This is a genomic window from Actinokineospora iranica, from assembly GCF_900101685.1.
In the GTDB taxonomy this organism is placed as follows: Bacteria; Actinomycetota; Actinomycetes; order Mycobacteriales; family Pseudonocardiaceae; genus Actinokineospora; species Actinokineospora iranica.
This window is the reverse complement of record NZ_FMZZ01000004.1, coordinates 377,228-397,403: the sequence shown is the minus strand read 5'-3', so window position 1 is coordinate 397,403 and position 20,176 is coordinate 377,228. Positions and strand designations below refer to the sequence as shown.

Sequence of the window (20,176 nt, the reverse complement as noted above, 5' to 3'; positions counted from 1 at the left end):
CCCGTGCCGGGGCCTCGGTCTGGGAGGCTGTTTCGTGAACGACCACCGTGACCAGCGACGACGCGGGGAGCCCCAGTGGCCCACCGGAGAGGACCCGGACGCAGGCGGGGGCCCCGCCGAGCAGTCGGTGGAAAGCACCGGCTTCTGGAGCCCACTGTGGGATGACGACGACGCCGACCAGGGCGGCACGCAGGCGGACGGCCGCGGCGAGCGGCCGAACCGGCGCGGCCCGGACGGCATCCCCGGCGGCAGGCCGGTCGCGGGCGCGCCGATGCGCGGCGGCCCGGCTCCGAACGGCGCCACCGGTGGTCGCGGCGGTCGCGGCGTGGGTGGACCGGGCGCAGCGGGAGCGGTGGCGGCAGGCGCGGGACTGGGCCCCACCAGCGGGCGGGCAGGTGGGCCGGGTAGTCCCCTCGGCGGTGGACGCGGCAATGGCGGACCCCGGCCAGGTGGTCCCGGCGAGCCAGGTGGACCCGGCGGGCTCGGCGGCCCCAGCGGGCCTGGTGGGCCTGGCGGACCCGGTGGGCCTGGCGGACTTGGCGGCCCGAACGGGCCCGGCGGCCCCAGCGGACCCGGTGGGCCTGGCGGACTCGGCGGCCCGAACGGGCCTGGCGGACTCGGCGGCCCGAACGGGCCTGGCGGACTCGGCGGCCCGAACGGGCCTGGCGGGCCCGGTGGCTCTAACGGGCTTGGCGGGGGAGCAGGTGGGCCGGGTGGTCGAGGTGGGCCCGTCGGTACCGACGGGCCAGGTGGCTTCGGCGGCCGCGGGCCAAGCGGGCCGGACGGCCAGCACGGGCGTGGCGGAGTCGGCAGCCCCAACGGGCGCGGCGGACCAGGCGGACCCAACGGACCAGGCGGACCAGGCGGGCTTGGCGGACCCCATGGATCAGGTGGTCCCGGCGGGCCAGGTGGGCTCGGCGGGCCAGGTGGTCCCGGCGGGCCAGGTGGGCTCGGCGGGCGTGGCGGGCCCAGCGGGCCAGAGGGGCCCGGCGGTCCGAACGGGGCCGGTGGACCTGGAGGGCCCGGCGGACCGGGTGGGCCTGGGGGACCCAACCGGTCCGGCGGTCCCCAGGGGCCCGCGGGGCCGAACGGCAGCGCTGGAACGGGCGGCCCGAACGGGGCCGTGGCAGGGCTCGGGGCCGCGGCGCGGCTTGGCGGACCCGGCGGACCCGGCGGGCTCGGTGGCCCTGGCGGTGCGGGTGGGCCCGGTGCGCAGGCAGGGCCTGGTGGGCCCGTGGGGCCTGGTGGGCCTGGCGCGACCAGGGCGATTCCCGGGGCGGGCAGGACCAAGGGCGGGCCGTCGACGCCGCCGCCTGGGCTGCGGAAGCTGAGTGGTCCGCCGGTGTCGGACGCGACCGTCGCCTTGGGTGCCGTCGGCCGTCCCGGGGAGGACGCCGACCAGACCGTCTTCATGCGCAAGACGCCGGGGCAGTCGCGGTCGGAGCCGGAGTTGCTCACGCACCGGGAGCCGGAGCCCGATTACGGCGACCACGATGACTATGACGACTACGACGACGAGCCGGGCGCCGCTGAGGCGGACGGCCCGCTGACCGATGAGCAGCGAGCGATGCGCCGGAAGAAGATCTGGCGCCGGGTGCGCCGCACCATGTACGTCGGCACCGCGCTGATGATCATCATCCCGGTCCTGGCGTTCTTCATCACTTACCAGTTCGTCGAGGTCAAGAAACCCGCGGAGGTCGCCGCTGAGCAGGACAAGGTCGTCACGCTCTACTACGCCGACGGCAAGACCGAGATGACCAAGATCGCCGGGTCCGGCGCCAACCGGATCATGCTGGAGTACAACCAGATTCCCAAGCATGTGCTGCACGCGGTCTACGCGGCCGAGGACGCCACGTTCGAGTCGAACGCCGGGTTCGACATCACCGGCATCATGCGCGCGGTCTGGAACAACGTGACCGGCGGCGGTGGCGGTGGCTCGACCATCTCGCAGCAGTACATCAAGAAGTCCAGCGGCCAAGAGGACAAGACGCTGTCCCGCAAGTGGGTCGAGCTCGTCAAGTCCTACAAGATGAACGAGACCTATGAAAAAGACGAGATCATCACCGCGTACCTGAACACGATCTACTTCGGCCGGGGCGCGTACGGGATCGCGGCCGCGGCGAAGGCGCACTATGGCGTGGACATCAGCCAGGTCACCAAGCAGCAGGCCGCGTTCCTGGCGGGCATGATCCAGACGCCGTCGCGGTGGAAGGACGTGGAGTACCAGCACCAGCGGTGGAACTACGTGTCGGACAAAATGGTCGAGAACAAGTGGATGACCAAGCAGGAGCGCACCGAGCCGTTCCCGGCTCCGCTGCCGCCGTCGGACAACAGCTCCACCCTGCCCGGCCCCCGCAAGGGCATTCCGGACTTGGTCACCGATGAGCTCAAAGCGCTGAACATCAGCGAAGAGACCATGAAGCAGAACGGGTACAAGATCACCACGACGATCGACCCGGTGGCGCAGGACCTGGCCGAGAAGGCCGTGGCCGAGGTGATGGCGGGGCAGCCGGACAACCTGCACCCGGGCCTCGTGGCGGTCGACCCGAAGACCGGCAACATCGTCGCCTACTACCCGGGCTCGAACGGCGTCGGATTCGACTTCGCCAAGGCCAGGCAGGAGCCGGGGTCGGCGTTCAAGCCGTTCGACCTGGTCGGGCTGCTCAAGATGGACAAGGGGCTCGGCGAGGTCTACGACAGCTCGCCGAAGTCGTTCGGCGACAGAGACGAGAAAGTGCGCAACGCGTCGACCCCGTCATGTGGGCAGTGCACGGTCGCGCAGGCGATGAAGGAGTCGCTGAACGTGGTGTTCAGCGACATGGTCTACAACGACGTGAAGCCGAGGGGCGTCGTCGAGGCGGCCAAGGAGGCGGGGATCCGCTCGCCGCTGGACAAGGCGGCCGACGACATCAACATCGCGATCGGCGGTGGCGCCACCCAGGTGAGCACCGTCGACATGGCCTCCGCGTACGCGACCTTCGCCGCGGACGGCATCTACCGCAAGCCGCGACTGGTGTCCCGCATCGAGTACCCCGACGGCGGGATCGTGTTCAACGCCGCGACGCACCAGGACTTCCAGGAGCGGCCCGCGTTCGACCAGGACAACCCGGAGCGCAACCAGAAGATCGCCCGCAACGTCACCGAGTCGCTGCTGCCGGTGCCGAAGTTCTCGCGCATCGAGTGCGCCAACGACCGGCCGTGCGCCGGGAAGACCGGCACTCACCAGTACCTCGACACCAAGGACAACTCCAAGGCGTGGATGGTCGGCTACACCCCGCAGCTGTCCACGGCGGTGTCGCTGAGCGGCGACAAAACCATGATTCAGCTCAGAGACGCCAAGGGCGTTCCGATCTTCGGCAGCGGCCTGCCGGGCAAGATCTGGAAGAAGTTCATGGACAGCTACCACTCGGCGAAGAAGCTGCCGAAGGAGCAGTTCAGCAAGTTCGTCCCGATCGGCAAGGCCGAGCCGGTCGCGCCGCCGCCGACGCAGCACTCGTCCAGCGCCGCCCCGCCGCCGTCGACCGAGGCGCCCGTGACCACGACGACCACCCCGGAGCCGTCGGAGACCGCGCCGACGACCACCACGTCCCCGACGCGCACCCGGCCCACCCGGCCGAGCGACTCCGGTGGCATCTCGATTCCGGGGATGGGCGGCGACGAGGACGAGAACGACCGCTGGGGCTCAAGATAGCCCACTAGCCGACACATACCGGCCGGGAGCGTCCGCTGCGGACTCTCCCGGCCGTCGGTGTGTTTCGCCTCGGCTGACCGCGTTCGCACACCGCAGGCCGTAGCATCGCCGCGTGCCAGGCGACCGAGGTCAAGCCGACGAGATCGGTTCCCCCAGCGGGTCCAGGGCGGGCGAGGTGAGCGACACCGCCACCCTCGGGCCGCGTGAGCGGGTGCGTCCCACGTGGACCGAGCCGCTGGCCGAACACGCCAGCGGGCCGTTCGGCGGGCCGCTGGGCAGGCACGCGGTCGTGGGCAGGCACTGGTTCTGGACGCCGCTGCGGGTGGCGCTGCTGCTGGCCGTGGTCGCGTTGGCGCTGGGCTGGTTCGGCAAGGCTGCGTGCGCGCAGCAATACGACGCGGGCGGCGGGAAGCTGGAGCTGGACTGGCGCTCGAACCGGCCGTTCACGGCCATGTGCTACTCCGACATCATCCCGCTGTACTCCGCCGAACGCCTCGACCGGCCGGACACGTTCCCGTACCGGACGAGCTGGTACGACGACGAGGGCGAGCCGACCCAGCAGACCCGGTACATGGAGTACCCGGTGATCACCGGGATGTTCCAGTGGGTGAACGCGAAGCTGGCGCAGGGCTGGGCCGAGCTGGCCGCCGACGGGTGGCTGCCGAGCGCGCTGCCGGTGGTCCTGTACTTCGACATCAGCGCGTTCTGGCTGGCGCTGGCGTGGCTGGTGACCATCTGGGCGACGGCGCTGGTGGCCAAGCGCAGGCCGTGGGACGCGGCGTTCATCGCGTTGTCGCCGCTGGTCGTGGTGCACGCGTTCACCAACTTCGACACGCTCGCCACGGCGTGCGCCGCGGCGGCCCTGCTGGCCTGGTCGCGCAAGCACCCGACGCTGGCGGGCACCCTGCTCGGGCTCGGCGCGGCGGCGAAGCTGTACCCGTTGTTCCTGCTGGGTCCGCTGCTGATCCTGTGCCTGCGGTCGGGGAAGATGCGGGCCTGGTGGCGCACGGCGGGCGCGGCGGCCGCGGTGTGGGTCGCGTGCAACGCCCCGCTGTTCCTGTTCGCCTCGACGCGGCCGGGGTGGTGGGAGTTCTTCCGGCGCAACTCGGAGCGGGGCGCGGACCCTGACTCGCTCTACAACGTGATCATGCGGTTCACCGGCTGGCCGGGCTTCGACGGTGAGGTGCCCTTCGGCGAGTCGCCGTTCTGGTTGAACCTGGTCAGCGCGACGCTGTTCCTGCTGCTGTGCGCGGGCATCGCCTTCATCGGGCTGCACGCGCCGCGGCGGCCGCGGGTGGCGCAGCTGTGCTTCCTGGTGGTGGCGGCGTTCCTGCTGACCAACAAGGTGTGGAGCCCGCAGTACTCGCTGTGGCTGGTGCCGCTGGCGGTGCTGGCCATGCCGCGCTGGAAGCTGCTGTTGGCCTGGATGACCGTCGACGCCCTGGTCTGGGCCCCGCGGATGGCGTTCTACCTGGGCGAGAGCAACCGCGGGCTGCCGGAGGAGTGGTTCCTCGGGTTCGTGGTCGCCCGCGACCTGTTCGTCGTGGTCCTGTGCGCGCTGGTGATCTATGAGATCTACCACCCGGCCCGAGACCTGGTGCGCCGGTTCGGCGAGGACGACCCGGTGGCGGGGGTGCTCGCCGACACCCCGGACAAGGTCGTGGTGAAGCCGCGTCCGGTCGAGCCTGCCGAGCGGGAGCGGGTCCCCACCGGCTGAGCCGGGCACGAAAGGCGGTCGATTCCGCGCTGTCCGGGTGACAGACTCACCCCGGACCAGTGATGGGATGATCGGGGGCTCGGTGGCCAGTCAGCGGCTCGGGTTGTGGCTCGGCTTCACCGCCTACCTGCTCTGGGGGTTCTTCCCGCTCTACTGGCCGCTGCTCGAACCGGCCGGGTCGGTGGAGGTCCTGGCCCACCGGATCTGCTGGTCCCTGCTCGCGGTGGCGGCGCTGGTCGCGGTCACCCGCCGCTGGTCGCACCTGCGCGCGGTGGTCGCCGACCGGCGCAGACTGGGCTACATCGCCGTCGGCGCGGTCGCGGTGGGCATGAACTGGGGCATGTACATCTACGGCGTCAACAGCAACCAGGTCGTGGAAACGTCCCTGGGCTACTTCATCAACCCGCTGGTCACGATCCTGCTGGGCGTGCTGGTGCTGGGGGAGCGGCTGCGGCCGACGCAGTGGTTCGGCCTGGCCATCGCGTTCGCCGCGGTGGTGGAGCTGACCTTCGACTACGGCAGGCTGCCGTGGATCGCGCTGACCCTCGCGTTCTCCTTCGGCACCTACGGGCTGATGAAGAAGAAGGCCGACGTCGGCACGACCGAGGGCCTGGCGCTGGAGACGGTCGTGCTCGCCCCGGTCGCCCTGGCCTACCTGCTGGTCGTGCACGCGGGCGGCGGCGGGACGTTCGGGCACGCGGGCTGGCTCAACGTGGTCCTGCTGGTCGGCACCGGCGTGATCACCGCGATCCCGCTGCTGTGCTTCGGCGCCGCGGCCACCCGCGTCTCGATGACCACGCTCGGGCTGCTGCAGTACATCGCGCCGATCATCCAGTTCGGCGTCGGCGTGCTGGTGTTCGGCGAGGACATGACCACCGCCAGGTGGGTCGGCTTCGGCCTGGTCTGGCTGGCCCTGCTGGTGATCACCGCCGAGTCGCTGCTGTTCCGCCGCCGCGCGGCCGCCCGGCAGACACCGGCCGAGGCTCAACCCGAACTGGTCTGACGCTCCCCGATGCCGGTCTCGGCGTCCACATCGTCCACTGTGGACCTCGCGGCGAGGAACGCGACGAACAGCCCGACCAGCAGCGCCGCCCGGCCCCACACCCCGATCATGACCGCCTGGGCGGCGAAGCTCTCGTAGATGCCCGACGGCTTGCCCGCCGCGATCTCCGCGAACCACAGGAAGATGCCGATCCCCATCGCCAGGTCGGCGACGAGGTAAGCCACGATCCAGCCCCAGCGGATCTTCATCAGCACGAACATCGGCACCAGCCACAGCGTGTACTGCGGCGAGTGCACCTTGTGCAGCAGCAGGAACCCGCACAGCATCGCCGCGGACACCGCGACCCACGGGTACGTGCCCTCGCACTGGTACCGGACCCAGCCGACCACGCACGCCACCGCGAAGGACGCGAAGACCAGCATCGGGGACACGACGCCGATCAACTGGTGCACGGCCTCGTTCTCCGGGTCCGAGTCGGGCCGGAAGCCCCAGAACCAGATCGAGTTGGCGGTGATGTCGGCCTTGCGCTGCCCCTGGAACACGAACGACGCCAGCCAGCCGTCGAACCCGGCCACCGCGAACGGGATGTTGACCCCGACCGCGGTGCCCATGGCGATCAGCGCGACCTTGACCATGCCGCCCACATCGCGCGTCTTGCCCTCGGGCAGCTCACGGCCGCCGCGACCGCCGGTGAGCACATACAGCATCAGCGGCAGCACGAAGATCGCCGGATACAGCTTGAACGCGAACCCCAGCCCCAGCAGCACCGCGCTCGCCGACGCCCGCTGGATCAGCGGCCGGTCCACCCCAGCGCCGCCCCAGCCCCGGTGCACGACATAGACCGCGGCCACCGCGCACGCCACGACCGGCAGCTCCCAGTTGTGGAACGCGTAGAGCACCAGCGGCGGCGACAGCGCCCACAGCAGCGCCCGCCACCGCGACAGCCGCCCCAGCAGCCAGGCCGTGACCAGCCCGAACGGGGCCATCAGCAGCGCGGACGCGAGCAGGAACCCGGCGTCGTTGTGCGCGAACAGCGCGCCTGCCCAGATCAGCAGGCCGGTGAGCACCGGGTACTCGACGGTGCCGCCGCTGAGCTCGCCTTCCGGGGTGATGCCGCCCTCGACATAGGGGAAGACGTGCCGGTCGATGTCGCGGCCGATCCAGAGGAACTGGATGTCGGAGTAGCAGACGTCGGCGTACTTGCGCTCGCCGAAGTCCGGCTGGCTGCGGCCCCAGTGGTCGAACTCCGGGCCGGTGCAGCGGTCCTTGTTGGCGAACCCGAGCAGCAGCGTGACCCCGCAGAGCAGGACCAGGGCCGCGAGCGCCGACCGGCCCAGCCGCCCGGCCGACCAGCGGCTGTCCTGGGGCGCGTCGGGCACTGCGCTTTCCGCCTTCCCGGTTGCCGTGACGCCTGCGGGCACGGTGCTCACCGGCCGAGCGCCTCGCGGAGGAACGCGATATCCGCCGCCTGCCCCTCGGCGGGTGTCTCCACGACCACCGGCGCCCCGGCCGCCGCCACGACCGCGACGAGCTGGTCGGCATCGATCGTTCCAGTGCCGATGTTGTCGTGCCGGTCACGCGCCGAGCCGAACTCGTCGCGGGAGCTGTTCAGGTGGACCAGGTCGATCCGGCCGGTGATCGCCTTCACCCGGTCGACGATGCCGACCAGGTCCTCACCCGCGGCGAACGCGTGGCAGGTGTCCAGGCAGAACCCGGCGCCGAACTCGCCGACGGCGTCCCAGAGCCGGGCCAGCATGTCGAAGCGGCGGGCCATGGCGTTGTCGCCGCCCGCGGTGTTCTCGATCAGGATCGGCACCCCGAACCCGCCCTCGGCGTGCTGCCGCTCGAAGAACTTGCGCCAGTTGTCCACGCCGACCTGGGGGTCTTCGCCCTTGGTCACGTGGCCGCCGTGCACGACCAGGCCCTTGGCTCCGACCTTCGCGGCGGCCTCGGCGTGCTGGGTGACGAGCTTGCGGGAGGGGATGCGGATGCGGTTGTTGGTCGAGGCCAGGTTCACCACATAAGGGGAGTGCACGAACACGGTGACGTCGCTGGCGAGCAGGTCGTCCGCGCGGGGGTGCGGCTGCGGCGCCTTCCACCCCTGCGGGTCGGCGAGGAAGAACTGCACCACCTCGGCTTCGCGGTCGCGCGCGGCGGCGAGCGGGTCGTCATCGCGGACGTGGGCGCCGATGCTCATGCTCTGGGAGGGTAGTCGCCGGAGCCGACCGGGAGCCCTCTCGGTGGGTGTCCGACGGCGGACCGTGCTCCATCCGGACGATCGTGCCCCACTTTCGGGGAGTCGCTGCCGTTGAACGTCACCAGCTCGGGTTACAGTCGTTTCTACGGGTGACGACTACTGGCCGGTACTGGAGGATCTTCATGCGACGGCGCGTCACAACCTTCGCCGCTGGGCTCACGCTCGTCATCGGCGGAGCGACGGCCTGCCTGCTGGCGACCTCCGCCACGGCCACCGCGGCGTCCCCGATCGTCGTCGGCGACTGCTCGACCACCGTCAAGGGCGCGCCCGGCACCCCGATCTCGCTGAGCTCCAGCGCCGTGCTCGACCCGGTGCTCACCGTGGTCAAGGCGGTCCCGCTGCTCGGCGGCACGCTGTCCGGCGGCGTGCGCGGCGCGGTGTCCGCCATGCCCGCCATCCCGCTCGGCTTCGTCCCGTCGGCCAACTCCACGATCTCCGGCGCCGCGGTCGCCGACGCCGCCGCCCCCCGGATCAAGAACGCCATCTCCGGCGTCGCGCTCATCGGCCCGGTCCTCAACAGCGTCGTCACCGACGTGCACGGCGCGCTGGCCAAGACCTGCGGCATCGCCGTCACCGTGGTCAACACCGCCGTCGCCCCGGTGCAGGAGGCCGCGGCCGCCGTCGAGCAGGGCGCGGCCGCGCTGCCGCTTCCCGGCGGCGGTGGCGACAACACTCCGGACACTCCGAACACTCCGGGCACCCCCGCCCCCGGCCAGCAGCCGGGCGCCAACCCCGGCGGCGGCACCGAGGCGCCCGCCCCCGGCGCGAACGCCGTCGTGCGCCCGGACAGCCCGGCCGCCCAGGCGCTGCCCAAGTCCAGCAACCCGGTCGTCGGCGGCGGTCTGCCCGCGGGCGGCGACCTCTCCCTCCACCGGTCGGACCTGAGCCTCGGCCGCGCGCCGCTGACCGACTACTCCGCCATCCCGTTCGCCCAGGCCGGGCTGTTCTCGCCCGCGGAAGGCCTCCGCTACGACGGCGCGACCTCCAGCTACACGCCCCAGTTCGGCATCCTCGGCGGCCGCGACGCCAACGGCGTGCTCGCCGCCGGACACGCCGAAGCGCTCGACCCGGTGCGCGGCGGCAAGATCGCCCTTCCGGTGCTGCTCGCCGTGCTCGCCCTCTCCGGTGTCGCCGCCGGTCTGGTGCGCACCTGGGTGCTTCGCCGCACAGCCGCCTGAGATCCGTCTATCGTTCACCCCGGAGAGCGGGTAACCGGTCGACGAAGGGACTAGGTCCTAGACGTGCGAAGGATGCTCTGCTCAGCGCTGTCCGCTCTGGTCTTGGGGGCGCTCGGCGCGGCTCCCGCGGCGGCTGAACCGGCGACGTACCTCGCGGTCGACTGCGCGCAAGAAGTTTCCGCGTTCGCCGGGCAGTCGGTCGCCCTCGCCCGCGTCGCCGTCGCCGACCTGGTCGTCCGAGCCGTCCGGGAGACCCCCGGCCTGGGCCCCATGCGTGCGCACGCCGTCGGCCTGACCTTCCCGCTCGGCCCGGCCCTCGTGGTCGGCGAGATGCCCGAGCGCAACGGCGAGATCACCGGCGAGCACATCGGCGACGTGGTGGCCGACGCGGTGCGCGCCATGGCCGAGGTCGAGCCAGCGCCCGACGCCGCGGCGGCCCGGGTCCGCGAACTGGTCGCGGCGGAATGCGGGCTGACCATGCGCCCGGTGAACCCGAAGCCCGACACCGGCCAGCCCAGCCCCGCCGACCCGCCCGCGCCGCCCCCGGCGACCGCGGCCGACACCGCGGCGCCCGCGGCGGAACCGGGGCCGATGAGCCTGTTCGACCCCGCAGACCGCACCGCACCGCGCGAGTCCGCCGCACCCCCGTCCGACACGCCGACGCGCACCCGGACACCGGACCCGACCGAGGCCGCACCCGGCCCGAGGTCCGACTTCCTGCTCGACGGCCGCGGCGCCGCGTTCCACGCCACCGGCGCCGCCCAGTCCGTGCCCGACACCCCGATCCCCTGCCTCAGCGTGCCCGTGATGCTGGCCGTTCTCGCGTTGTCGGTGGCCAGTGGCGCACTGGCGCGGGCCTGGGTGCTGCGCAAAGGCTGAGCGGTCTGCTGTTACGCTCACTCCGCAGACCCTCCTGCCACGGAACGTCCGTGGCCGCCGAGTCCACAGGAGGTGAGTGGTCTTCATGCGTCATTACGAGGTCATGGTCATCCTCGACCCCACACTCGACGAGCGCACCGTCGCACCGTCGCTCGACACGTTCCTCAACGTGATCCGCACGTCGGGCGGGAACGTCGAGAAGGTCGACATCTGGGGCAAGCGTCGCCTCTCCTTCGAGATCAAGAAGCACAGCGAGGGCATCTACGCCGTGCTCGACGTCAACGCCGAGCCCGCAGCGGTGAAGGAGCTGGACCGCCAGCTCTCCCTGCAGGAGTCCGTGCTGCGGACGAAGGTCATGCGCCGCGAGACGGCCTGATCATGGCTGGCGACACGATTATCACGGTGGTCGGGAACCTGACCGCCGACCCGGAACTGCGCTTCACCCCGTCGGGCGCTGCCGTGGCGAGCTTCACCGTCGCGTCCACCCCCCGCACATTCGATCGCCAGACGAACGAGTGGAAAGACGGCGAAGCGCTGTTCCTGCGGTGCAACATCTGGCGGCAGGCCGCGGAGAACGTGGCCGAGTCGCTGACCCGAGGCGCCCGCGTGATCGTCAGCGGCAGGCTCAAGCAGCGGTCCTTCGAGACCCGTGAGGGCGAGAAGCGCACCGTCATGGAGCTTGAGGTCGACGAGGTCGGCCCGTCGCTGAAGTACGCGACCGCGAAGGTCAACAAGGTCAGCCGCGGTTCCGGCGGCGGTGGCGGCTACGGCGGCGGGTCCGGCCCGTCCGCGCCGCCAGCCGACGACCCGTGGGGCTCCGCGCCGCCCGCAGGTGGCGGCGGCGGTGGCTTCAACGACGAACCGCCGTTCTGACCGGCGCCGGGTGATCCGCACCCAACCCCAGACGCATTTCCCCAGATAGCACTCAGGAGTACCTCGTGGCCAAGCCACCGATTCGCAAGCCGAAGAAGAAGGTCTGCGTGTTCTGCAAGGACGTCAAAAAAGACCGTCCGGTGAACATCGACTACAAAGACACCACGCTGCTGCGGAAGTACATCTCCGACCGCGGCAAGATCCGCGCGCGCCGGGTCACCGGCAACTGCAGCCAGCACCAGCGCGACATCGCCATCGCGGTCAAGAACTCCCGCGAGGTCGCCCTGCTCCCGTACACCTCGACCGCCCGCTGACCAGGAGGGGACGCTAATCATGAAGCTCATCCTCACCGCTGATGTGGACGGCCTCGGCGGCCCCGGCGACATCGTCGAGGTCAAGGACGGCTACGGCCGCAACTACCTGCTGCCCCGCAGCCTCGCCATCGCGGCGACCAAGGGCGCGGAGAAGCAGGTCCAGGTCATCCGCCGGGCGCAGGAAGCCAGCCGCATCCGCGGCCTGGACCACGCCAAGGAGATCAAGGCCGCGCTGACCGCCCTGGGCAACGTGCCGCTCAAGGCCAAGGCCGCCGCGGGCTCGGGCAAGCTGTTCGGCTCGATCACCACCGCCGACATCGTCGCCGCCGTCAAGGCGGCCGGTGGCCCCGCGCTGGACAAGCGCTCGGTCGAGGTCAGCGGTCACATCAAGACCCTCGGCAAGCACTCGGTCAGCGTGCGCCTGCACCCTGACGTGACGGCGGCGTTCACCGTCGACGTCGCGTCGGCGGGCTGACCCGGTAGACACCCGGAACCGCCCCTCTCGGTCACCGCCGAGAGGGGCGGTTTCCTGTGCGGAAGTTTGTCCACAGGCAGGTGGCCCCGCCGCCGACCCGGCCCGCCGCGACACGCCGAGAGGCCCGCTTTTCGCGACACGCCGAGGATCACCCCGGGTATTTTCTCCACACCTTGTCCACAGCCGCTGACCTGCGGATTCTCACCCAAGCCTGCCGGTTGTCCCCAAGTTGTCCACAGGCCCGCACCGGGCTGTGCTCAGCTGTGCGCAACCATCCCCAAGTTGTCCACAGGTGTATCCCCAAGCTCGGTTGCAAGCGGCCATTCGGGCGTTCTAGCGTCGTCCCCACGACAGATCACCGGGCGGGGGGAACCACCCGAATGTCGTATCCGGCACGTATCGTCTCGGCGATCAGACGTGCCCAGGCAACCGAGGAGGGGCGGGACCAGTGGCGCTAACCGACGACCGTTCCATGCCGCCGATGCCCAGCGGGCCCGACCACGGCCTCGACCGGCAGCCGCCGCAGGACTTGGCCGCGGAGCAGAGCGTGCTGGGCGGCATGATGCTGTCCAAGGACGCCATCGCCGACGTCATCGAGGCGCTGCGCCCCGGCGACTTCTACCGCCCGGCGCACCAGATCATCTACGACTGCGTCCTCGACCTCTACGGCCGCGGCGAACCCGCCGACCCCATCACCGTCTCCGCGGAACTCGAACGCCGCAACGAACTCCGCCGCGTCGGCGGAGCGCCGTACCTGCACACCCTGATCGCCACCGTGCCCACGGCGGCCAACGCGGGCTACTACGCCGAGATCGTCGCCGAGAAGGCCATCCTGCGCAGGCTGGTCGAGGCGGGCACCCGGATCGTGCAGCTTGGCTACCAGGGCGCCGAGGGCGCGGACGTCACCGAGATCGTGGACCGCGCGCAGGCCTCCATCTACGAGGTCACCGAACGCAGCATGAGCGAGGACTACGTCGCCCTCGAGGAACTGCTGCAGCCCACCATGGACGAGATCGACGCCATCGCCTCCCGCGGCGGCAACTCCCTGGGCATCCCCACCGGCTTCGCCGACCTGGACGAGGTCACCAACGGCCTGCACCCCGGCCAGATGATCATCGTCGCCGCCCGCCCCGGCGTCGGCAAGTCGACGCTGGGTCTGGACTTCGCCCGGTCGTGCTCCATCAAGCACGGCATGACCAGCGTCATCTTCTCCCTGGAGATGAGCCGCACCGAGATCGTCATGCGGATGCTGTCCGCCGAGGCCCGCATCCGCCTCGGCGACATGCGCGGCGGCCGCATGAGCGACGACGACTGGACCCGTCTGGCCCGCCGAATGAGCGAGATCAGCGAGGCCCCCATGTTCGTCGACGACTCGCCGAACATGACCATGATGGAGATCCGCGCCAAGGCCCGCCGCCTCAAGCAGCGCCACGACCTCAAGCTGGTGGTCGTGGACTACCTCCAGCTGATGACCTCCGGCAAGCGCGTCGAGTCCCGCCAGCAGGAGGTCTCGGAGTTCTCCCGCCAGCTCAAGCTGCTCGCGAAGGAGATCGAAGTCCCCGTCATCGCGATCAGCCAGCTCAACCGCGGCCCCGAACAGCGCACCGACAAACGCCCCATGCTTTCCGACCTGCGCGAATCCGGCAGCCTGGAACAGGACGCCGACATGGTCCTGTTGATCAACCGCCCCGACGCCTGGGAGCGCGACGACCCGCGCGCGGGGGAGGCCGACCTGATCCTGGCCAAGCACCGCGCGGGCCCCACCGCCACCGTGGTCGTCGCCCACCAACTCCACTACAGCCGCTTCGCCGACCTCGCCCAAGCCTGATGGCAACGTGCGCTCCTCGTCACGGCAAGATGTTCGTGGCGTCCCGCCCCTCGCTCCCGGGCAACGCCGGCCGCGAGGACGCTCACGCGCATCGGACGACAGATCAGCCGTCTCGACACCAGGGCTGGTTACTCCTTCTGCGTGGCGGACACGGACACCGACGAGGCTCTTGGGACGGCCGGTCTGCGCCTCGCACCCATCGCCGCAGGCCGGGCGACAAGAAATGCCACGGACCTGAGACTGATCAAAGAGGACATCGCCGTGAGACAAAGGCGAGACCACAGGTCAAACAAGATCAACATGTCATGCGCGATGAGACCCCACAAAGGTATGCCGGGCTTCCCGGTTCCCGAGGCGACGCCCTACTCGGGCACGTCGGTGACGTAGACGCGTGCGCTGCGCCGAGCGAGGACTGCTTCGAGTTGGTCGACGCCCTCGAACTCGTTGCACAGGAGGAACAGGTGTCGGCCCGCTGGCCCGCCGAGTGCGCACGAGAAGCACGGCAGGTCAGTCTCGACACGATGGGTGATCTCACCGCCATCGAGCACCCGGACCACCGCGCCCGCGGGACCGCTGTCGCTGTGCGTGTCGGCGGTTTGGCACCAGATGCCGCCGTCGGGGTCGATACAGATGCCCTCGGGTCCCAGCCCCTCCGCCCACGTGCGACGGCCGGACAGCGTGCCATCGGCGGCGATGTCGAAGGCCGACAAGCGACCGGCGAAGGACTCCGCGACGACCAGCGTCGAGCCGTCGGGCGTGACCACCATCCCGTTGGGGAACTCGAGGTCGCCCGCGACGTCCCGAGCGGCGCCGTCAGGTCCGATCAGGCGTATCCACCCGGGCTTGGGCGCGCCGCCGCCGAGGAAGTCGAAGTCGGCGCCGTTGACGTAGACGTGGCCTGCCGGGGCGACGACGAGTTCGTTGCCGCCCTGCGGGCTGTGCCGCACCGCTGAGCCGTCCGGCTCGACCCGGGTCAACTCCGCGCCGGAGACCAGCAAGCGGCCGTCGGGCAGCCAGGCGATCGACCAGCCCATCCCGTCGCGGCCTGGGCCGACGACCGCACGCCTGCCCTCCAGATCGACCGCGATCACCTCACCGCTGCCCCAATGCGCCAACCACAGTCGGCCCTCGTGCCAGCGTCCTGACTCGACCATGGTCAGGCCGTCGGTGAGCAGGCGCGGGGACGGGAGCACAGCGGGCATGGCGGCCTCCGGAGAAATCGGACTGGACGGTCCAGTCTTCACTCGCGGACGTTTCCAAGCAGACCGTCTATCAGTACTCGATCTATCAGCACTCGATGACAAAGGTCGAGATGGTTCGCCCGACCGTTCACGCGGTCGGCGGTGAGCGGTGGCCGTCTGGTTGTTCCTTCGACCGGGGGATGGCCGCGGGCAGCGGCCGGGAGAAGGATCACCTGTCGACGCAGGAACGCGAGGCGGGAGCATGGCGATGACCAGTACGCGGCTCGACCCGGCGACGACGGCTGTGGTGCTGATCGAGTACCAGAACGACTTCACCAGCGAGGGCGGGGCGCTGCACGGCGCGGTGGCCGGGGTGATGGGTGAGACCGACATGCTGGCCAACACCAAGGCCGTGGTGGCGGCGGCCCGCCAGGCGGGCGTGACCGTGATGCACGCCCCGATCACCTTCGTCCAGGGCTACCGGGAGATTTCGGCGCATCCGTACGGAATCCTCAAGGGTGTGGTGGACGGCAACGCCTTCGTCAAGGGCAGTTGGGGTGCGGCCATCGTGGACGACCTCGCCCCGCAGGAGGGCGACATCGTGGTGGAGGGAAAGCGGGGGCTGGACACCTTCGCCAGCACCAATCTCGACTTCATCCTGCGCAGCAAGGGCATCAAGACGATCGTCCTGGGCGGTTTCCTGACCAACTGCTGTGTGGAGTCCACCATGCGCACCGGCTATGAGAACGGCTACCAGGTGATCACGCTGACCGACTGCGTGGCGGCCACATCGCAGGCCGAGCACGACAACGCCATCAGCTACGACTATCCGATGTTCTCCACCCCGCTGACCGCGGCCGAGGTGATCTCCGCTCTCGGCCAGTAGCGCGGCTCAGGCGTGAGCGGCGGCGCTCACGCACGCTGACGTCCCGGGGCGCGGTCGGGCCCGCGGATCGCGAACGCGGACGCGGCCAGCGCCGTCGCCACGCACAGCCAGGCGAACCAGTCGCCCAGCCTGCTGTAGGGGGTGGGGCTGGCGCCGCTGGGGACGTCGGCGACCGCCACCGCGAACGGCTTGCCGCCGGTGCGGTCCTCGGCGAGCACCCTGCCCCACGCGTCGGCGACGATGGTCCTGCCGTCGGTGGCGGCCCAGACCATGGCCATGCCGTTCTCCACGCCGCGCAGCACCGCGGTCCGGCTGTGCTGCCAGCCGTCGACGTCTTCGTCGTCGGCTGGGACGGCGACCAAGGACGTGCCTGCCAGCGCGTAATCCCGGCTGGGCCGGGGGAAGTTGACGTCCATGCAGTTCTGCAGGCCCACACCGGTCGGCAGCCACGCCAGCTTGTCGCCCGGCAGCGTGCCGGGGGAGTCGCCCACGTGCCACTTGCGGAACACCGCGGGCGGCCTGCCGTCCGCCGGAACGCCCAGCACGGTGTTGTACTTGCCGCCCGCCGCCGACCGCACGATCGCGCCGACCACGACATCGGCTCCCTTGGCCTCGGCGGCCTGCCGCAACGGCCCCAGCAGGGCGTCCATCTCCGCTTCGTCGACCGCGAACACCGCCTCCGGCAACACCACCAGCCGGACACCGTCGGGCAGCGCCGCGATCTGCTCCACATAGGACCGCATGACGTCCCTGCCCGCGGGGCCTGCGATGTCGGTCGCCCAGGTGTTGGCCGATTGGGCGATGGCCGCGACCCGCAACTTGGGCGCCGTCGAGTCCGGCTGCCGCACCGCTCCATAGCCCAAGACGACCACCAGTGACAGCGCCACCACGGCACCCGTGCGCAGACGCGCCGCTGCGGCGACCCCGGGTGCGAGCACCGCCGCGGCGGCCGCGGGCACGAACAGTGCCAGAAACTCCACCCCCCACGCCCCGGTCACGGCCGCGACCTGGATCACGGTCGGCAGGTCAGCCTGGGTCGTGGCAAGCGTTCCCATGACGCCTACCGGGCTGGTCAACGACAACAGGTACAGCCCACCTACCCACACCGCGGGCGCGGCGCACGCCGCTGCGAGCGGACGGCCCCGCACCGCCAACGCCCGGAACAGCCCGACGGCGAGCGTCAGCAGGAGGGAGGCACCGAGGACGATCACGGGCACTGTCGGCAGCGGAACCGAGTCCGACACGAGGAGATGCGCCCAACTGTTGGCGGTGCCGAGCACGGCGGCGGTGAACGCGACGACCAGTGCCACCCGGCCGCTGACCCGCGGCGCCAGCAGCAGCACCGGCAGCGGCGCCGACCACGTCAACGCGGGAACCGGCGCGGGCCCGGTGCCCAGATAGAGCAGCAACGCCGAGGACGACAACGCGCCCACAGCCCCTACCGCGCTTTGCCGCCGCCCGCCGTCCACCGCCACGTCAGCCCCCTGGTCTTGAGTTCCCCCTGTTCGGAACGAGCCTGCCGACCCGCGGGCGATCGCACAGTGGGGCGGGCCACCGAACCCACACGGGGGCAGGCCCTACCCAGGGAACCGGCAGGGCAGTGAGATCGACATGTCCGCCGCGGCGAGACGGCACGGGCCGTGGTTCTCCAGGCGGGACCGGGCGAGTCAGCCGCGCGACCTGACCGCGGCGCGGACGAGGTTGTGGTCCGAGAGGCCGTCGGCGTCCTCGACCACCGCGCTGTCCGCGACCATGCCCCGCGCGACCACGTGGTCGATGCGCTGCGGCCTCGACTCGGTGGCGCTGGGCCGGGTCGGCAAGGCGTCGGGTGCGGGTTCTGCGGCGGTGAAGTCCGCGCCCAGGACGGAGAGCACCGTGGCGCGGTCGGTGTTGAAGTCGCCGAGCAGCACCGCCGTTGGGCCCGGTGCGGCGAGGCCGGCCAGGCGGGTGAGCTGGCGCAGGCCCCGTCGGTCCGTGCTCAGGTGAGTGGCGACGACCAGCGTCCCGGAGACGTCGACGGCGAGCGCGCCTTTGCCCGGGTCGTCCGGGAAGGGCTCGGCGGCGATCTCCTGGCTCGGCCCGTCGACCAGGAGGACCAGGTGCTCGTCGGGATCGCGAAGCGCGCAGTCCCCCTGCCGCGGCCTCGGGACGCGCGGGTACCGCAGCGTGTGGACGGTCCGGTCGGGCAGCGCCCGGCGCAGGGCGGCCAACTGGTCGCCGCTGACCTCTTGCATGGCGATCACCCGCGCGCTCACACCAGCCACCCGGGCGGTCACCGCCGCGATCCGGGCCGACTCGTCCGGCCACCGCCGCACGACGTCTTCGCCCCAGTTCTCCGCGTGGACGCGGTGCAGGACGTTCCAGGTCGCCACGGTGATCACACGGGGCGATGGTAGCCGCCCGGGAATCGCCCACAGTGGCCGTGGGAGCTCCCGGCTCCCACGGCCCGGCATGGCGCGGCTCAGGCGGCGGGCATCTTGTCGATGAAGCCGTACACGCCCTTGAGCTTGCCCTGCTCGGCGACGACCACGTCGAAGCCCTCGACGACGGACCCGCCACCGCCGACCGGGACCAGTTCCCAGCGGAAGCGGGCGATGTCGTGGTGGGCGTCGACCGCGCCGAGGAGCTTGATCTCGTGACCGGCGAACTGGGTGAGGGCGGCCCCGATGCCCGCGTTGACCCCGTCGTGGCCCTCGACCTCCATGAGCGGGTCGACGTAGACACCGTCCTCGGTCCACAGGTCGGCGATGGCGGCGTGCCGGGCGTCGGCGTCCGCGGTGTTCCACACGGCGAGGTAGCGGTCCACGAGTTCGTTCAGGTCGCTCATGGCGAGAATCCCCTTCTGCGGTACTGGTTTCCGGTCCGTCGCGGCCGCAACACCGATCACCCTGCCAGGGCGCGCGCGGCCCGTCGATTACCTGTCAGGTAGCCGTCAGCCTTCCGTCAGCGCGACACCGGGTGAGGCCGAAGTTCACCGGTACGGGTGGTGCGCTGCGCTTGAACTTCACGCTGTGGGCGGGAAGGCTCTGCGCAACTCACACGAGAGAGGTTCCGCCGGGTCATGCGGCTGAATGAGTCCGATTGGGACAAACAGATCGCCGCCCTGCCCTTCGGTGTGGTGCTGCACGGCGAACGCGGGGCCGTGCTCGCCGCCAACGCCAGCGCCGCCACGCTGCTCGGCCTGACCGCCGAGCACCTGCGCACCGGGTCCCGCCCGCCGCAGTGGCGGCTGCACGACGACACCGGCGCGGCCGTGCCCGCGATGGCCGACCTCAGCGCCCAGGTCACCCGCGCGGGCTCCGGCATGACGATGCCGCTGGTCGTCACGGTGCAGGGCGCGGCGATCCGGCGGCTGTGGGCCGACCTGGTGCCCGACCGCGAGCGGCTGCTGCTGATCCTGCGCCCGGTGTCGGCCGAGCCCGCGCGGGCCGCCGGGCTGCTCGACCCGGTCACCGGCCTGCCGCACCGGGCGCTGCTGTTCGACCGGATCGGGCAGAGCCTGGCCCGCGCCCGCGTGCACGGCGGACAGACGACGCTGGTCCTGGCCGATGTGCGGGGGCTTCGGGCGGTGAACCAGGCCCACGGCTTCGAGTGCGGCGACGAGTTGCTGGCCGTGCTGGGCACCCGGCTGCGTGCCGGGATGCGCGCCGACCACACCGTGGCCCGCTACACCGGCGGCACGTTCGCGGTGGTGGCCGAGCACGCGCGGGGGACCGGCGCTGCGGTCGCGGAGTCGGTGCGGGAACTGGCCCAGGGCCGGGTCCTGGTCGGCGGCGGCGTGCTGCGCCCCCGGCTGCGGATCGGCTGGGCCAGCAGCGGCGGCGACGCCACCGTGCACCAGATGGTCTGCGCCGCGGAAGACCGGTTGTCGCACTGAGAACGCCGAACGGGCCC

The 20,176-nt window shown here is 71.3% G+C and carries 19 protein-coding genes; 13 read left to right on the top strand and 6 right to left on the bottom strand.

Annotated features, from left to right (window positions below):
* Positions 1 to 161: 161 nt before the first annotated feature.
* The 4 genes from BLS56_RS32740 (at position 162) to rarD (ending at position 6,411) form a co-directional block, all read left to right on the top strand.
* The gene (locus BLS56_RS32740) at positions 162 to 1,331 is read left to right on the top strand and encodes a collagen-like domain-containing protein (RefSeq protein WP_139190615.1); all 1,170 of its coding nucleotides are present in this window, start codon (positions 162 to 164) and stop codon (positions 1,329 to 1,331) included.
* Between the two features lie 11 nt (positions 1,332 to 1,342).
* Entirely contained in the window at positions 1,343 to 3,691 is a 2,349-nt protein-coding gene (locus BLS56_RS11785) for a transglycosylase domain-containing protein (protein WP_091450014.1), read from the top strand.
* A gap of 142 nt (positions 3,692 to 3,833) precedes the next feature.
* Positions 3,834 to 5,408, top strand: a complete 1,575-nt coding sequence (locus tag BLS56_RS11780; RefSeq protein WP_091450081.1) for a glycosyltransferase family 87 protein — start codon at positions 3,834 to 3,836, stop codon at positions 5,406 to 5,408.
* A gap of 37 nt (positions 5,409 to 5,445) precedes the next feature.
* Positions 5,446 to 6,411 (top strand): EamA family transporter RarD, encoded by a 966-nt coding sequence (gene rarD, locus BLS56_RS11775; protein WP_228771562.1) that lies wholly within the window; start codon positions 5,446 to 5,448, stop codon positions 6,409 to 6,411.
* Here rarD and BLS56_RS11770 read toward each other — a convergent pair.
* Both BLS56_RS11770 and BLS56_RS11765 read right to left on the bottom strand, forming a co-directional pair.
* Positions 6,393 to 7,841 carry a glycosyltransferase family 87 protein gene (locus tag BLS56_RS11770; RefSeq protein ID WP_091450012.1) on the bottom strand — a complete coding sequence of 483 codons (1,449 nt, stop codon included), beginning with the start codon at positions 7,839 to 7,841 and terminating at the stop codon, positions 6,393 to 6,395. The two genes, rarD and BLS56_RS11770, sit on opposite strands and share 19 nt — an antisense overlap.
* A complete protein-coding gene (locus BLS56_RS11765) occupies positions 7,838 to 8,608 on the bottom strand; it encodes a deoxyribonuclease IV (protein ID WP_091450011.1) in 771 nt (256 codons plus the stop codon). The genes BLS56_RS11770 and BLS56_RS11765 overlap by 4 nt, the downstream gene beginning before the upstream one ends.
* Before the next feature lie 182 nt (positions 8,609 to 8,790).
* On the opposite strand from BLS56_RS11765, the gene BLS56_RS11760 reads away from it, so the two are divergent.
* The 7 genes from BLS56_RS11760 (at position 8,791) to dnaB (ending at position 14,215) form a co-directional block, all read left to right on the top strand.
* A complete protein-coding gene (locus BLS56_RS11760) occupies positions 8,791 to 9,846 on the top strand; it encodes a hypothetical protein (RefSeq protein WP_091450010.1) in 1,056 nt (351 codons plus the stop codon).
* Positions 9,847 to 9,909: 63 nt separating this feature from the next.
* Positions 9,910 to 10,725, top strand: coding sequence for a hypothetical protein (locus BLS56_RS11755; protein WP_139190614.1), 816 nt, complete (start codon positions 9,910 to 9,912; stop codon positions 10,723 to 10,725).
* Between the two features lie 85 nt (positions 10,726 to 10,810).
* Complete coding sequence (rpsF, locus tag BLS56_RS11750; protein ID WP_026421757.1) at positions 10,811 to 11,101, top strand: 30S ribosomal protein S6; 291 nt, start codon at positions 10,811 to 10,813, stop codon at positions 11,099 to 11,101.
* A 2-nt stretch (positions 11,102 to 11,103) separates the two neighbouring features.
* Positions 11,104 to 11,598 carry a single-stranded DNA-binding protein gene (locus tag BLS56_RS11745; RefSeq protein ID WP_091450008.1) on the top strand — a complete coding sequence of 165 codons (495 nt, stop codon included), beginning with the start codon at positions 11,104 to 11,106 and terminating at the stop codon, positions 11,596 to 11,598.
* A 65-nt stretch (positions 11,599 to 11,663) separates the two neighbouring features.
* Positions 11,664 to 11,912 (top strand): 30S ribosomal protein S18, encoded by a 249-nt coding sequence (rpsR, locus tag BLS56_RS11740; protein WP_091450007.1) that lies wholly within the window; start codon positions 11,664 to 11,666, stop codon positions 11,910 to 11,912.
* A gap of 16 nt (positions 11,913 to 11,928) precedes the next feature.
* The gene (gene rplI / locus BLS56_RS11735) at positions 11,929 to 12,387 is read left to right on the top strand and encodes a 50S ribosomal protein L9 (RefSeq protein ID WP_228771572.1); all 459 of its coding nucleotides are present in this window, start codon (positions 11,929 to 11,931) and stop codon (positions 12,385 to 12,387) included.
* A 448-nt stretch (positions 12,388 to 12,835) separates the two neighbouring features.
* The gene (gene dnaB / locus BLS56_RS11730) at positions 12,836 to 14,215 is read left to right on the top strand and encodes a replicative DNA helicase (RefSeq protein WP_091450005.1); all 1,380 of its coding nucleotides are present in this window, start codon (positions 12,836 to 12,838) and stop codon (positions 14,213 to 14,215) included.
* Between the two features lie 362 nt (positions 14,216 to 14,577).
* On the opposite strand, the gene BLS56_RS11720 is transcribed toward dnaB, so the two are convergent.
* Positions 14,578 to 15,417, bottom strand: a complete 840-nt coding sequence (locus BLS56_RS11720) for an SMP-30/gluconolactonase/LRE family protein (protein ID WP_091450004.1) — start codon at positions 15,415 to 15,417, stop codon at positions 14,578 to 14,580.
* A 247-nt stretch (positions 15,418 to 15,664) separates the two neighbouring features.
* On the opposite strand from BLS56_RS11720, the gene BLS56_RS11715 reads away from it, so the two are divergent.
* The gene (locus BLS56_RS11715; RefSeq protein ID WP_091450080.1) at positions 15,665 to 16,282 is read left to right on the top strand and encodes a cysteine hydrolase; all 618 of its coding nucleotides are present in this window, start codon (positions 15,665 to 15,667) and stop codon (positions 16,280 to 16,282) included.
* A gap of 26 nt (positions 16,283 to 16,308) precedes the next feature.
* Here the strand turns inward: BLS56_RS11715 and BLS56_RS11710 are convergent, their stop codons facing one another.
* The 3 genes from BLS56_RS11710 to BLS56_RS11700 all read right to left on the bottom strand — a co-directional run bounded on the left by BLS56_RS11710 (position 16,309) and on the right by BLS56_RS11700 (position 19,109).
* Positions 16,309 to 17,757 (bottom strand): nitrilase-related carbon-nitrogen hydrolase, encoded by a 1,449-nt coding sequence (locus BLS56_RS11710; RefSeq protein ID WP_228771560.1) that lies wholly within the window; start codon positions 17,755 to 17,757, stop codon positions 16,309 to 16,311.
* Between the two features lie 192 nt (positions 17,758 to 17,949).
* Positions 17,950 to 18,663, bottom strand: a complete 714-nt coding sequence (locus BLS56_RS11705) for an endonuclease/exonuclease/phosphatase family protein (RefSeq protein ID WP_091450003.1) — start codon at positions 18,661 to 18,663, stop codon at positions 17,950 to 17,952.
* An 80-nt stretch (positions 18,664 to 18,743) separates the two neighbouring features.
* Positions 18,744 to 19,109 carry a nuclear transport factor 2 family protein gene (locus BLS56_RS11700; protein WP_091450002.1) on the bottom strand — a complete coding sequence of 122 codons (366 nt, stop codon included), beginning with the start codon at positions 19,107 to 19,109 and terminating at the stop codon, positions 18,744 to 18,746.
* Positions 19,110 to 19,343: 234 nt separating this feature from the next.
* On the opposite strand from BLS56_RS11700, the gene BLS56_RS11695 reads away from it, so the two are divergent.
* Positions 19,344 to 20,159: a GGDEF domain-containing protein gene (locus BLS56_RS11695; protein WP_091450001.1), complete on the top strand. Its 816-nt coding sequence runs from the start codon at positions 19,344 to 19,346 to the stop codon at positions 20,157 to 20,159.
* Positions 20,160 to 20,176 lie beyond the last annotated feature (17 nt).

Bases quoted from the DNA above. Each gene is read 5' to 3' on its own strand.
- rpsF (WP_026421757.1), top strand. From the start codon at position 10,811: ATGCGTCATTACGAGGTCATGGTCATCCTCGACCCCACACTCGACGAG.
- BLS56_RS11700 (WP_091450002.1), bottom strand. From the start codon at position 19,109: ATGAGCGACCTGAACGAACTCGTGGACCGCTACCTCGCCGTGTGGAAC.
- BLS56_RS32740 (WP_139190615.1), top strand. From the start codon at position 162: ATGACGACGACGCCGACCAGGGCGGCACGCAGGCGGACGGCCGCGGCG.
- BLS56_RS11715 (WP_091450080.1), top strand. From the start codon at position 15,665: ATGACCAGTACGCGGCTCGACCCGGCGACGACGGCTGTGGTGCTGATC.
- BLS56_RS11765 (WP_091450011.1), bottom strand. From the start codon at position 8,608: ATGAGCATCGGCGCCCACGTCCGCGATGACGACCCGCTCGCCGCCGCG.
- BLS56_RS11745 (WP_091450008.1), top strand. From the start codon at position 11,104: ATGGCTGGCGACACGATTATCACGGTGGTCGGGAACCTGACCGCCGAC.
- BLS56_RS11720 (WP_091450004.1), bottom strand. From the start codon at position 15,417: ATGCCCGCTGTGCTCCCGTCCCCGCGCCTGCTCACCGACGGCCTGACC.
- BLS56_RS11760 (WP_091450010.1), top strand. From the start codon at position 8,791: ATGCGACGGCGCGTCACAACCTTCGCCGCTGGGCTCACGCTCGTCATC.
- BLS56_RS11695 (WP_091450001.1), top strand. From the start codon at position 19,344: ATGCGGCTGAATGAGTCCGATTGGGACAAACAGATCGCCGCCCTGCCC.